We start from the raw sequence: 13,884 nt of genomic DNA, 5'->3' as shown, positions 1-13,884 counted from the left end.
GTAGATCGCTCTACCTTTTGTTGTTATCGGATACATTAACGCATGGTGACAAATTCTTCCGAACCTGTCGGATGGATTGCAACTGTGTTATCAAAGTCTGCTTTGGTGGCACCCATTTTAATGGCGACGGCAAAGCCCTGAATCATTTCATCTACGCCGAAGCCGATACCGTGTAAACCGACGATTTTTTCATCAGCGCCAGCACAAACCAGTTTCATTCGACAAGGTTGGCGATGTTGGGTAACAGCGGTGTACATTGCGGTAAATGACGAGGTATATACTTTCACATTTTCGGCACCGTATTTTTCAATGGCTTTAGGTTCGGTTAAACCGACAGTACCGATTGGCGGATGACTGAATACAACGGTCGGCACCAGATTATAATCTAAATGCTCATCCGGTTTATTGTTGAATAAACGTTCGGATAGCCGACGGCCGGCCGCAACGGCGACAGGCGTTAATTCAATGCCGCCTTCAATAATATCGCCGACCGCATAAATGCCCGGAATATTGGTATTTTGGTATTTGTCCACTTTGATAAAACCGCGGTCATTGGTTTCCACCCCCGCCGCTTGCAGATTAATGACATCCGTTGCCGGCTCGCGACCAATCGCCCATACAAGGCTATCGACTACGGTTTCACGACCGTCTTCCAGTTTTAAGGTCAGGGAGCCGTCGGCATTTTTCACCACTTCTTGCGGAATTGCTTTTTGATGTAATTGAATGCCGTCTTGAACAAGCACTTCAACCAACGTATCGACGATTAAAGGATCCTGATTACGCAACGGCGCATGTTGGCGCACAAATAAATGGGTTTCGACGCCGAAACTGTTAAATACGCCGGCAAGTTCTACCGCAATATAACCTGCACCGACAACAGCAACTCGTTTCGGTAATTCGTTTAAGGCGAATACGCCGTCTGAGCTGATACCGAATTCCGCACCTTTTACATTAGGAATACTTGGGCGACCGCCGGTAGCGATAAGTATATGATCCGCCGTAATTTGCTCTGAGCTGCCGTCTTCATAGCTGACTTCGACGGTTTTTGCATCAACAAAACGGGCGAAACCATTAAAAACATCCACTTTGTTTTTACTTAATCCGTTACCGTATGAGGTATGAATACGGCCGATATAAGCCTGGCGGCTTTCAACTAACTTCGCAAAATCAAATTTATTCACCGAGACGTCAAAACCGTAGTCTTCCGCATAATGATTAATTGCATCCGCGATATGAGCCCCGTAGAACATTACTTTTTTAGGTACGCAGCCGACATTCACACAGGTGCCGCCCAAATGTTTGGCTTCGATAATCGCACATTTTTTGCCGTAACCGGCCGCACGGTTGATTGACGCAATACCGCCGCTACCGCCGCCGATAGAAATATAATCATAATGTTTAGTCATCTTTGTTGTCCTATTTTCCCGTTGAAATTAGTTCTATTTTGCCTAAAAAATAAAAAGAAAGCAAAGCGGATAAAATGATTGGTTTGATTGGTTTTATCAATTTAAAAATAGTTATTTGAAGAAAATAGCTATTTTATTTGCCCTAAAAAAAGTAATGAATAACATTATTTTTATGTCGGTGATGATATTTTTAAATTTGATTTAGATCACATTATTACGCTACCGGAGTTACTATAATGGCAACCAATTAAAGAGCGTCATATTAAGGAGAACAACATGGCAGCGACAAGAAAAGAAGTAGATTTACTCGGTGAACGTGAAGTGCCCGCCGATGCTTATTGGGGAATTCATACATTAAGAGCGGTAGAAAACTTTAATATTTCTAAAGTAACTATTTCTGATGTGCCTGAATTTGTAAAAGGCATGGTAATGGTTAAAAAAGCAACTGCTCTTGCCAACGGCGAACTAGGCGCTATTCCTGCGGATATTGCCAAAGCAATCGTAGCGGCTTGCGACGAAATTTTAACTACCGGGAAATGCTTGGATCAATTCCCTTCAGACGTATATCAAGGCGGTGCAGGTACTTCCGTAAACATGAATACCAATGAAGTGGTGGCGAATCTGGCATTAGAAAAAATCGGTCATCAAAAAGGCGAATACAATGTGATTAACCCGATGGATCACGTTAATGCCAGCCAATCAACTAATGATGCTTATCCGACAGGGTTCCGCATTGCCGTTTATAACAGCATTTTAAAATTAATGGATAAGATCCAATATTTACACGACGGCTTTGATAACAAAGCGAAAGAATTTGCCAATATTCTGAAAATGGGTCGTACTCAATTACAGGATGCGGTGCCAATGACAGTGGGGCAAGAATTTAAAGCATTTGCCGTACTATTGGAAGAAGAAGTACGTAACTTAAAACATGCGGCGGATTTACTTTTAGAAGTGAATCTAGGTGCGACGGCTATCGGTACCGGCTTGAATACGCCTGCGGGATATTCCGAATTAGCGGTGAAACGCCTTGCCGAAGTGACAGGTTTACCTTGCGTTAAAGCGTCAAACTTAATCGAAGCGACATCAGACTGCGGTTCTTATGTTATGGTTCACGGCGCATTAAAACGTACTGCGGTAAAACTTTCAAAAATTTGTAATGACCTGCGTTTACTTTCATCAGGTCCGCGCGCCGGTTTAAATGAAATTAACTTACCTGAATTACAAGCCGGTTCTTCAATCATGCCGGCAAAAGTTAACCCTGTTGTGCCGGAGGTAGTGAATCAGGTTTGCTTTAAAGTAATGGGTAACGACACAACCGTTACTTTCGCTGCGGAAGCCGGTCAATTGCAATTGAACGTAATGGAACCGGTAATTGGTCAGGCTATGTTCGAATCTATCGACATTTTAGCTAATGCCTGTGTGAATTTACGTGATAAATGTATCGACGGAATTACCGTAAACAAAGAAATTTGTGAAAACTACGTGTTGAATTCAATCGGTATCGTAACTTATCTGAACCCGTTCATCGGTCACCATAATGGCGACATCGTCGGTAAAATCTGCGCGCAAACCGGCCGTAGCGTACGCGATGTAGTATTGGAAAAAGGGTTACTCACAGAAGCGGAATTAGACGATATTCTTTCTGTTGAAAACTTAATGAATCCGACTTACAAAGCGAAGTTAAGTAAATAGTTTATCCAAAACTTTAGAAAAAATGACCGCACTTTTAAAACTGCGGTCATTTTTTTAGGATTTTTGCGAAATAAATAAACTTTATACGAGCAATAATTCTATTCTCATTTCATTAATTGCATCTTTGGCATTTTCCAATAAATCAGAATCACAAATAATCACATCAAATTCGGACAGCGGGCAAATCTGGAAGGTTGCGACTTTACCGTATTTTGACGAATCCGAAACTAAAATGCGCTTATTACTGGATTGTAAAATAGCTCTTTTGACCGGTAATTTATTTTCATCAGGTGTGGTCAAGCCTTTTAAATTCCAGGAAGATGTGGAAATAAATGCGATATCAATAGAAATTTGGCGTAAAAACTGAGCGGCAAGTTCTCCGACGGAAGAATAGTTTGATTTATTTACTGAACCGCCGGTATGGATTAATTCACATTTTCCCGCCTTCATTAAAAAATTAGCGATCACAAAATCATTGGTAATGACTAATAGATCTTCACGGTCAACAATATGGTGCGCAATCTCTAAGGTTGTTGTACCTGCGTCAAGGTAGATTGTTGTTTTTTCAGGAATTATTTCGGAGGCTTTAATTCCTATCTGGCTCTTCTGGGAAGGTGAAAGCAATGATTTATCGTTATGTGTCGGCTCGATAGATAAATGTTCTAACATTTTTACTCCACCGGAAACCGAAACCACTTTGCCTTCTTCTTCTAGTTTTTGAATATCTCGGCGAACGGTCATATGGGAAACACCTAAGGTTTCCACCAGCTGGCTGATACTGACTATATCTTGCTGGCTAATAAGGTTTAGTAACATTTTTTGTCGTTCGGCTGGAATCACTACTCAATCCTTTCATACTACTAAGTTTAATGGTTTATTCTAACTTTTATTGGTCAATTTGTCAGCTTGATACCAATAAAAAACAAATATTCACACAATTTAACTTTATTTGTTAATTTTTGTGATCTTTGTCTCAGTTTTTTATTTTTTAAAAGGGCATAATGCGAACCGTAAAACAACATTCATCCACAATAAGGAGAAATATTATGAGTTATTCAGTTGCTGTGATCGGTCTTGGTTCAATGGGCATGGGTGCTGCCGTGTCATGTGTGAATGCGGGGTTAGAAACCTACGGTATTGATTTAAATCCGGCGGCATTAGAGAAATTAAAAGCGGCCGGGGCAAAAGATGTGGCCTCCAACGGCGATGCTTTTGCTAAAGACTTGGATGCGGTTGTCGTCTTAGTGGTCAATGCAGCCCAAGCCAATGCCGCATTATTTAGCGAAACCGGCATTGCGAAAAAACTAAAACCGGGTACGGCAGTAATGATTTCTTCCACAATGGCCGCCGCTGACGCACAAGCAATTTCACAAAAATTAACAGAATTAGGTTTGATTATGTTAGATGCGCCGGTTTCCGGTGGTGCCGCGAAAGCAATGAAAGGTGAAATGACCGTTATGGCTTCAGGTTCAAAAGAAGCGTTTGATAAATTACAACCCGTTTTAGATGCGACGGCAAGCAAAGTATATAACATCGGTGAAGCTATCGGTTTAGGCGCAACAGTGAAAATCGTACACCAATTATTGGCGGGCGTACATATTGCGGCGGGTGCGGAAGCCATGGCGTTAGCCTCAAAAGCGGGGATTCCGTTAGACGTTATGTACGATGTGGTGACCAATGCGGCAGGTAATTCCTGGATGTTTGAAAACCGCATGAAACACGTGGTTGACGGTGACTATACGCCGTTATCTATGGTGGATATTTTCGTAAAAGACTTAGGTTTGGTGAATGATACCGCTAAATCTCTCCACTTTCCGCTTCATTTGGCAAGTACCGCATATTCAATGTTTACCGAGGCAAGCAATGCCGGTTTCGGTAAGGAAGACGACAGCGCGGTAATTAAAATCTTTAGCGGTATAGAGTTACCCAAAAAAGGAGGCAACTGATATGTTAGGTGTTATTGCGGACGATTTCACCGGTGCAAGTGATATTGCCAGCTTTTTGGTGGAAAACGGCTTAAGCTGCGTACAAATGAACGGTGTGCCGAAAGCGCCTTTGGCGGATAAAGTGGATGCCGTGGTTATCAGCTTAAAATCACGTTCAAATCCCGTAAATGAAGCGATTGAACAATCGCTGAATGCCTTTAACTGGCTCAAAGCGAATGGCTGCAGCCAATATTATTTTAAATATTGTTCTACCTTTGACAGTACGGAAAAAGGCAATATCGGTCCTGTAACGGATGCCCTATTAGATGCGTTAAATGATGATTTTACGGTGATTACGCCGGCATTACCGGTTAACGGCCGTACTATTTTTAACGGTTATTTATTTGTCGGCGATACTTTGCTAAGCGAATCCGGTATGCGTAACCACCCGATTACCCCCATGAAAGACGCCAATTTAATGCGCTTAATGGATGCGCAATCTAAAGGAAAAACCGGTTTAGTCGCCTACTCGGATGTTATTCAAGGTGCCGCACGGGTAAAAGAACGTTTTGCCGAATTAAAAGCGCAAGGTTATCGTTATGCCGTGGTTGATGCGGTTGATAATGCGCAATTGGCCGTACTCGCCGAAGCGGTAGCCGATTTGAAACTGGTAACTGGCGGTTCGGGATTAGGCGCCTATATGGCGGCTCGTTTAAGCGGAGGCCAGAAAGGGGCTAATGCATTTGTTCCCGCTAAAGGAAAAACCGTGGTGTTATCCGGTTCCTGTTCTGTCATGACAAACAAACAGGTTAACGCTTATAAAGCGAAAGCCGCAAGTATTTATCTTGATGTTGAATCCGCATTAACCAATGCAAATTACGCCGATGAACTTTATCGCGAAGTGGTGAAACACTTAGACGAACCTTTAGCTCCGATGGTGTATGCAACGGTTCCTCCGGAACAACTGCATGAAATTCAGGCTAAATTTGGCGGCGATAAAGCAAGTCATGCTATTGAAAATACCTTTGCGAAATTAGCCCAACGCTTAAAAAACGAAGCGGGAGTGGTTAACTTTATTACTGCCGGCGGGGAAACTTCAAGCATTGTAGTTCAGCAATTAGGTTTTACCGGATTCCATATCGGTAAACAAATCGCTCCGGGGGTACCTTGGTTAAAAGCATTGGATGAAAATATCTCGCTGGCCTTGAAATCAGGTAATTTCGGTAAAGAAGATTTTTTTGAATATGCGCAAGGAATGTTGTTATGACGGATTTAGAACAAAAAGAACTTATGGTACAGCTTGGTCGTTCTTTCTATGAGCGGGGCTATTCTGTTGGCGGTGCGGGCAATTTGTCCGTTCGTCTGGATGAAAACCGCGTATTAGTGACACCGACCGGCTCGTCATTAGGACGATTGAAAGTAGAACGCTTATCCGTTTTGGATATGGACGGTAATGTATTGGAAGGCGATAAACCTTCCAAAGAATCGGTTTTCCATCTGGAAATGTATCGCAAAAATCCGAAATGTAATGCGATTGTCCATTTACACTGTACTTACCTGACCGCCTTATCTTGCTTGCAGGGATTGGATCCCACTAACGCCATGAAGGCTTTCACGCCATATTACGTCATGCGGGTGGGTAAAATGCAGGTAATTCCTTACTATCGTCCGGGTTCTCCCGAAATTGCCCGTGAACTAAGCGAAAGAGCATTGAGCGGTAAGGCCTTTCTGCTTGCCAACCATGGTGTCGTAGTAACCGGTGCCGATTTATTGGATGCATCGGATAATACGGAGGAGTTGGAGGAAACGGCAAAACTCTTCTTTACCTTGCAAGGACAAAAAATCCGTTATCTCACTGATGATGAAGTGAAAGATCTTGAAAACAGAGGAAAATAAAATGCCTAAATTTGCAGCAAACTTAACCATGATGTTTAACGAGGTACCTTTTTTAGATCGTTTTGAAGCGGCGGCTAAAGCGGGATTTAAATATATCGAATTTCTTTGGCCTTATGATTATCCGGCCGAACAGATTAAAGCCAAACTGGATCAATACGGTTTAAAACAAATTCTGTTTAACTCATTACCCGGCGATATTGCTGCCGGCGAATGGGGTGTGTCCGCCATTCCCGGCAGAGAAGCCGAAAGCCATCAACATATTGATTTGGCTTTGGAATATGCCTTGGTATTGCAATGTCCGACCGTATTAATTATGGGCGGCGTTGTCCCGCCGGGTCAGAGCCGCGCCAAATACAAACAGACTTTTATTGATAATCTGCGTTATGCGTCGGAAAAATTTAAACCGCATAATATCAATATTGTACTGGAAGCGTTAAGCCCGCAAGTAAAAGAAAATTATCTAATGAAAACCCAGGACGACGCCCTAGAAATTATTGAGCTGGTCAATCGGGACAATGTGTTCCTACAGCTTGATTATTACCACGCTCAAAATGTGGAAGGCAATCTTGCGCGTTTAACCGATCGGGTAGCGCCTGTGATGAAACATATTCAAATCGCATCCGTTCCGGATCGTCACGAACCCGATGAAGGAGAAATCAACTATCAATATATCTTTGATAAGCTTGATGCTATCGGCTATGACGGTTATGTAGGATGCGAATATAAACCGCGAACCGAAACCACAGCCGGTTTAGCCTGGTTTGAAAAATACAAATAAATTTAAATAGATTTAAATAAAAAAGAGAGCGGTTGTTTTTTTAGATATTTTTTAGTTGTCTTTAAAGATAGCCGCTATTTTATTGGCTCTTTTATACCAGGAGTATTGTATGTCTAATGAAATGCTTATTTTAATTGGCATAGTCAGTGTTATTGCTTTGCTTTTAATTATGATTAAAGGCAAAGTTCATCCCTTTGTAGCTTTAAGTTTAGTAAGTATTGCGGTTGCACTTTCTTCAGGGATCCCTATGGGGAAGGTTGTACCTACGTTAATTAGCGGTATGGGCGGAACGCTTGGTAGCGTGGCTTTAATCGTCGGTCTTGGTGCGATGTTGGGTAAGATTATTGAAAAATCCAACGGTGCGGATGTTTTAGCCAGTTGGTTATTGGATAAGTTCGGTGAGAAACGTGCGCCCTTTGCCTTAGCTATGACCGGATTTATCTTCGGTATTCCGGTATTCGTCGACGTGGGCTTTATCGTTTTAATTCCAATTATTTTCAGTGTAGCCCGTCGCATCGGCGGTAATATGTTGGTTTATGCGTTACCAATCGGTTTATCTATGTTAACCGTTCACGTATTAATGCCGCCTCATCCTGGCGTGGTTGCGGGGGCACAAGTTTTAAATGCGGATATAGGTTTAGTACTGGGATTAGGTTTTATTGCCGCACTTCCTGCCGTATTAATCGGTCAGACTTTTATTCCGTTATTCACAAAAAATAATTTTGTCGCCATTCCCGCTTCAAGCGATTTACTTGAATATCAAAAACAGGTATCCAAAAATGTTGACGGTTTACCAAAATTTGCAACCGTATTAGCGATGATTGTTTTTCCGCTTCTATTAATTATGTCCGGCACTGTTAGCGCAACAGTCTTACCTAAAGAAAGCATTGTTCGCGAATTCTTCAGTATGGTGGGCGCATCTCCGTTTGCATTATTGCTTGCCGTATGCGTATCTTCATATATTTTAGGTATCCGTCGCGGTTGGAGAAAAGAACAGCTTGAAGAAATTCTTAACTCGGCATTAGCGCCGATTGCGGGAATTATCTTAATTACCGGTGCCGGCGGTATGTTTGGTAAAGTCTTGAATGAAAGCGGTGTAGGCAACGCTCTTGCCGATGTATTATCAAGCACAGGTCTGCCAATCCTGGCCTTATCCTTTATTCTTGCTGCAATGCTGCGGGCGGCACAAGGTTCCGCGACTGTCGCTGTTATTACAACGGCGACCATTCTGGCACCGGCCGTTACATCCGCAGGCTATTCGGATATACAAACCGCATTGGTAACAGCGGCAATTGGCGCCGGCTCAATGACTTTGTCTCATGTTAATGACAGCTTGTTCTGGGTATGGACTAAATTCTTTGGTATAACCATCACCCAAGGGTTACGAACCTGGTCAATTCTTTCAACTATTTATGGCTCACTAGCATTTCTTATTGTTACTTTAATGTGGATGTTTGCCTAGTCTCAAAGGGAAATAGAGCAAATTTAACGAACAATTCGCTCTATTTAATTGAGATGTGTTGCTATAAGTTGATTTAAATTTCATTGAAAAATGACCGCAGTTTTAAAACTGCGGTCATTTTTTTAGGATTTTTATTCGGGTGCGATCCAGTTAACGCTCCAGCTGCCGGTGCCTTCGGGTACTAATACATTGGTTAGATATGGCAGAATTTTCTTCATTTGCGCTTCCAATTGCCATGGCGGGTTAATTACAATCATGCCGCTTGCGGTCATTCCCCGTTGATCCGAATCCGGGCGAACCGCCAGTTCGATTTGCAGGATTTTACGGATTCCGCTGGCTTCTAATCCTTTAACAATGCGTTTGCTTTGTTGCCGCAGTACTACCGGATACCAAACGGCATAAACACCGGTGGCGAAGCGTTTATATCCTTCAACAATCGTGTTGACCACTAAGTCGTAATCTTCTTTCATTTCATAAGGCGGATCCATTAAGACTAAGCCGCGTCGTTCTTTGGGCGGCAAGGTGGCTTTTACCTGTTGGAAACCGTCATCCCGTTTTACACTGATGTTTTTGAATTCTTTAAAATTATTACGCAATAAAGGGAAGTCCGTCGGGTGCAGCTCCACTAATAATCCACGGTCTTGCGGGCGCAGCATTTGTGCGGCGATTAACGGAGAGCCCGCATAATAACGCAGTTCTTTGCCGCCGTAGTTGAGTTTTTTTATCAGATCTACATAACGTTGTACTTCTTCCGGTAAGTCGTCCCGTTGCCATAAACGTGCGATACCTTCCTCAAATTCAGCGGTTTTTTCCGACTCTTGGCTGAATAAGCGATAACGACCTACACCGGAATGGGTGTCTAAATAATAAAATCCTTTTTCTTTTTGGGTTAAATTTTCAATAATCAGCATTTCTACGATATGTTTAACCACATCCGCATGATTGCCGGCATGAAAACTATGACGATAACTCAACATAAATTAGCCTTAGGTAGTTGAATAGGCAAAGCCTAAGTAAATAATTAAAAATTTGTAAATTTTGACCGCACTTTTAATTGCTAAAGTGCGGTCTGTTTTATTAGAGTCTGTTTATAAAAGATAAACAGACTCTAAAGTTATTTAGAATAATTCTTTGCGAGAAGGTGCGGGTGCAGCCGGTGCCGGTTGACCAATAGGTACATATTCGCTGGCGGAAGGCGTTTGGAACGGAAGCCCTTCCGGTACATAATAACCGCGTTCCTGTACAAAGGCGCGTTTCGGTTCCGTACCTTTTATGAAGTATTCAGTACGACCGCCGCCTTTTGAGAGCAAGCCCGAGCCTAAATCAATGGATTTTTCAATGATATTGGCAGGTGTCGGTAAAACGCGTTCAGGAACATCTTCCAGCACAAATTTCATATAGTTAATCCATGCGGGCATCGCGGTTTTTGCACCGGCTTCGCCTTTACCTAAGTTACGTTTATTGTCATCAAAACCTACATAAACGGCTGTAGTGAGATTGGCGCCGAAGCCGGCGTACCAAGCCACTTTAGCGTTGTTGGTTGTCCCCGTTTTACCGCCGATATCTTTACGTTTAATTTCATTTGCCATGCGCCAGCTGGTACCTTTCCAGCCCAGTCCCTGTTCGCCGTAAATGGCGGTGTTTAACGCACTGCGGATTAAAAATGCCAATTCGCCGGTAATTACCCGAGGCGCATACTGTACCTGAGAACTGTCGGTTTTGCCTTCGACCATTAAATTTAAGGCATCTTCATTGATTGTTCCGCCTTGATTTTGCAACTCCGGTACATCATTGTTTTCGCCGTTTTGATCGGTTTCTTCACCGTTTGTGTTTTCGTCGGTTTGGGCTAAATTGCCGTCGGCATTGACGGAATCATTCTCTTTGAAACCATCTACTTTGTCTGTAGTTTGCCCGTAAATCGTCGGCATTTCATCACAAGTAGTGCAGGCAATTTTCGGATTCGCTATGAAAATGTCTTTGCCCGAATTATCAACAATACGGTTGATGATAAAGGGGTCGACTAAGAAACCGCCGTTATCGAACACCGCATAACCTCGCGCCATTTCTAACGGCGTGAAAGAAGCGGCACCTAAAGCGAGCGCTTCACTGGCGAAATATTGTTCGCGTTTGAAACCGAAGCGTTGTAAAAATTCGGCAACATAAGGAATACCTGCCGTTTGCATTGCTCTGATTGCAATCATATTTTTAGATTGTCCCAAACCTACGCGTAAACGCATCGGACCGTCATAGCGATCCGGTGAGTTTTTCGGGCGCCATTCCGCTTGTCCCGGTTTGCGAATACTAATCGGCGTATCCTGTAATACGCTTGATAAAGTTAAGCCTTTTTCCAAGGCGGCCGCATAAATAAACGGCTTGATAGAGGAACCCACCTGTACCATGGATTGGGTGGCGCGGTTGAATTTACTTTGTTCAAAACTAAAACCGCCTACAATAGCTTCAATGGCGCCGTTATCACTGTTTAAGGAAACCAGTGCGGAATTAGCTTCGGGAATTTGGCCTAAAACCCATTCGTTATTATCCCGTTGTCGGATCCAAATTTGCTCACCGGTTTTGAGTGATACGTTTCTTCCGCCCCAACGCATTGCGGCGGCATTTAAGGTCATTTTTTCACCGGAAGCCAATAATAACTCGGTGCCCTCTTTAGCGACGGATAAAATCACCGCCGGCAAAAACGGTTCTGAATTCGGTAACTTACGCAAAGTATCAATAATCTTGTTGTTTTCCCACGGTGTTTCGGATGATTGCCATAAAGGCGTTGCGCCGCGATAACGGCTATGGCGCATATCATAATCAATTAGGTTGTTACGCACCGCTTTTTGTGCTTGCGCCTGATCCTGAGAAAGAATTGTGGTATAAACCTTAAAACCACTGTTATAGGCGCTTTCTTCGCCGTAACGTTTTACCATTTCCTGACGCACCATTTCGGTAACATAATCTGCGCGGAACTCAATTTGTGCGCCATGATAAGAAGCTTTGATCGGTTCCTGAACGGCTTCGTCATATTGTTCTTTATTAATAAATTGCATTTCCAGCATACGCCCTAAAACCACATTGCGACGTTCTTCCGAGCGTTTTAAGGAATACAACGGATTCATTGTTGAAGGCGCTTTAGGCAAACCGGCAATGATCGCCATTTCCGATAAAGTCAAATCCGCTAGGTTTTTACCGAAATAGGTTTTTGCCGCAGCAGCGACACCATAAGAACGATAGCCTAAATAAATTTTATTCAGGTAAAGTTCCAGAATTTCGTTTTTAGTTAAAGTATTTTCAATTTCAATAGCAAGAATGGCTTCCTTTGTTTTACGGATAATCGTTTTTTCCGGCGTTAAAAAGAAGTTTCTGGCAAGCTGTTGAGTAATTGTGCTCGCGCCTTGAGATGCACCTTTGTTTGCGATAGCGACGGAGACCGCACGGGCAATGCCTACCGGGTCTAAACCGTGGTGCTCATAAAAGCGGCTGTCTTCGGTGGCTAAAATGGCGTTAATCAGCATTTTCGGTACATTTTCAAGTTTAACCGGAATGCGACGTTGCTCGCCGACTTCGCCAATCAGTTTTTCATCTGCGGTATAAATTTGCATCGGTTGCTGTAATTCGACGGTTTTTAAACTCTGAACGTCCGGTAATTGAGATTTTATATGGAAATATAATAATCCCCCGGCTACACAGCCTAAAATAACGATGGTTAGCAAGGTGCTAAATATTAATTTTACGATCTTCATTCCAAAACTTACTCTTGTTTAATGTGTTTTAGCTAAAAGTGATAAACACTATCAGTGATAAATAACTAACTTTAAATGCGTTAAGTATAAAGATTAGTTGAGCAAATCGAAAGCTAAAAGATAAATTAGTGTACAAAAAGCGGGGAAAATTGAGTGAAATTCGTAAAAAACAGGGCTAAAGAAGTTAATGTGGGAATATATGGAATCGTGCGAGACGGAAAACAACAGCTTGATGTGGTTTGGCTTGATGAGCGGGATAAGGTTTATCAGGAAAAACAACTGTTGCCGGCGGCTTATTCTCAATATGAAATGATTAATCTCATTCACAAATCGCTTGGTTACGAAAGGTTGAATGCAAAATTTATCAGCGTTATTCCTCCGCATCATATTTGGTCCCGTTCCTTGTTTCTACCGACTATTCTGACGCATCAGGAATGTGATCAGCAATGCGCCTATACTTTGCAAAATGAATTGCCGGTTCCTTTAGATAGCGTATTTTACGATTACAGTGCGACTGAAGTTGCGGAGGGAACATATTTGAAGATTTACGCCGTTATGCAAAAAGTAGCTCAAGAACAAGTGGCGGGTTGTGCGCCTTATCACATTAATATTCTTGATAATGCAGCGTTTGCAGTAAAACGGGCATTTAATTTTGTTATGCCTGAAGATTTTCCCGAAGATACCCTGTTTTTGTACCGGGATGAAAGCATTTCGCTGGCAATTCAAACCAAAACGGAAATTGAACAGCGTATTTTGCAACTTAATCAAACCGGTTTATCTGATTTATACACAGTATTTTGTCGGCGTTATAACGAACAGCCCGCCCATTGTTATGCTTATAGCAATATTGAACGGCGGGATTCGCCACATTGGCGGTTGGTTGAGACGCCTTATCCTTTTATGGCGTTAGGTGCCGCTTTATGGTCGGCGGAGGAAAGAAAAAAAGAGGAAAGCGAAAAAACGGCGGAGTCTCTTCATTGAA

The 13,884-nt window shown here is 42.6% G+C and carries 11 protein-coding genes; 7 read left to right on the top strand and 4 right to left on the bottom strand.

Annotated features, from left to right (window positions below):
- Nucleotides 1-35 precede the first annotated feature (35 nt).
- Nucleotides 36-1,406, bottom strand: coding sequence for a glutathione-disulfide reductase (gene gorA / locus MS_RS09070; RefSeq protein ID WP_011201143.1), 1,371 nt, complete (start codon nucleotides 1,404-1,406; stop codon nucleotides 36-38).
- Nucleotides 1,407-1,682: 276 nt separating this feature from the next.
- On the opposite strand from gorA, the gene aspA reads away from it, so the two are divergent.
- Entirely contained in the window at nucleotides 1,683-3,101 is a 1,419-nt protein-coding gene (gene aspA, locus MS_RS09065; RefSeq protein ID WP_011201142.1) for an aspartate ammonia-lyase, read from the top strand.
- An 81-nt stretch (nucleotides 3,102-3,182) separates the two neighbouring features.
- Here aspA and MS_RS09060 read toward each other — a convergent pair whose 3' ends face one another.
- On the bottom strand, nucleotides 3,183-3,941 hold the full coding sequence (locus MS_RS09060) for a DeoR/GlpR family DNA-binding transcription regulator (protein ID WP_011201141.1): 759 nt from the start codon (nucleotides 3,939-3,941) through the stop codon (nucleotides 3,183-3,185).
- Between the two features lie 206 nt (nucleotides 3,942-4,147).
- Between MS_RS09060 and ltnD the strand changes: the two genes are divergently transcribed.
- From ltnD to MS_RS09035, 5 genes are all read left to right on the top strand, one after another.
- Nucleotides 4,148-5,047 carry an L-threonate dehydrogenase gene (ltnD, locus tag MS_RS09055; RefSeq protein ID WP_041640043.1) on the top strand — a complete coding sequence of 300 codons (900 nt, stop codon included), beginning with the start codon at nucleotides 4,148-4,150 and terminating at the stop codon, nucleotides 5,045-5,047.
- Nucleotide 5,048: 1 nt separating this feature from the next.
- Nucleotides 5,049-6,293, top strand: a complete 1,245-nt coding sequence (gene otnK / locus MS_RS09050; protein ID WP_011201138.1) for a 3-oxo-tetronate kinase — start codon at nucleotides 5,049-5,051, stop codon at nucleotides 6,291-6,293.
- Nucleotides 6,290-6,922: an aldolase gene (locus tag MS_RS09045; RefSeq protein WP_011201137.1), complete on the top strand. Its 633-nt coding sequence runs from the start codon at nucleotides 6,290-6,292 to the stop codon at nucleotides 6,920-6,922. The genes otnK and MS_RS09045 overlap by 4 nt, the downstream gene beginning before the upstream one ends.
- 1 nt (nucleotide 6,923) lies before the next feature.
- Nucleotides 6,924-7,700 (top strand): 2-oxo-tetronate isomerase, encoded by a 777-nt coding sequence (gene otnI, locus MS_RS09040; protein ID WP_041640039.1) that lies wholly within the window; start codon nucleotides 6,924-6,926, stop codon nucleotides 7,698-7,700.
- A gap of 109 nt (nucleotides 7,701-7,809) precedes the next feature.
- Entirely contained in the window at nucleotides 7,810-9,162 is a 1,353-nt protein-coding gene (locus MS_RS09035; protein WP_041640038.1) for a gluconate:H+ symporter, read from the top strand.
- Between the two features lie 131 nt (nucleotides 9,163-9,293).
- On the opposite strand, the gene MS_RS09030 is transcribed toward MS_RS09035, so the two are convergent.
- Together MS_RS09030 and MS_RS09025 are read right to left on the bottom strand one after the other, a co-directional pair.
- Nucleotides 9,294-10,139: a 23S rRNA (adenine(2030)-N(6))-methyltransferase RlmJ gene (locus MS_RS09030; RefSeq protein ID WP_011201134.1), complete on the bottom strand. Its 846-nt coding sequence runs from the start codon at nucleotides 10,137-10,139 to the stop codon at nucleotides 9,294-9,296.
- Between the two features lie 141 nt (nucleotides 10,140-10,280).
- Entirely contained in the window at nucleotides 10,281-12,902 is a 2,622-nt protein-coding gene (locus tag MS_RS09025) for a penicillin-binding protein 1A (protein WP_011201133.1), read from the bottom strand.
- A gap of 153 nt (nucleotides 12,903-13,055) precedes the next feature.
- Between MS_RS09025 and MS_RS09020 the strand changes: the two genes are divergently transcribed.
- A complete protein-coding gene (locus MS_RS09020) occupies nucleotides 13,056-13,883 on the top strand; it encodes a hypothetical protein (protein WP_011201132.1) in 828 nt (275 codons plus the stop codon).
- Nucleotide 13,884 lies beyond the last annotated feature (1 nt).

Origin of the sequence: [Mannheimia] succiniciproducens MBEL55E (genome assembly GCF_000007745.1) — a bacterium.
GTDB classification, from domain to species: Bacteria; Pseudomonadota; Gammaproteobacteria; order Enterobacterales; family Pasteurellaceae; genus Basfia; species Basfia succiniciproducens.
Note: the sequence above shows the minus strand (reverse complement) of the source record. Positions and strands in the feature narration are given on the sequence as shown.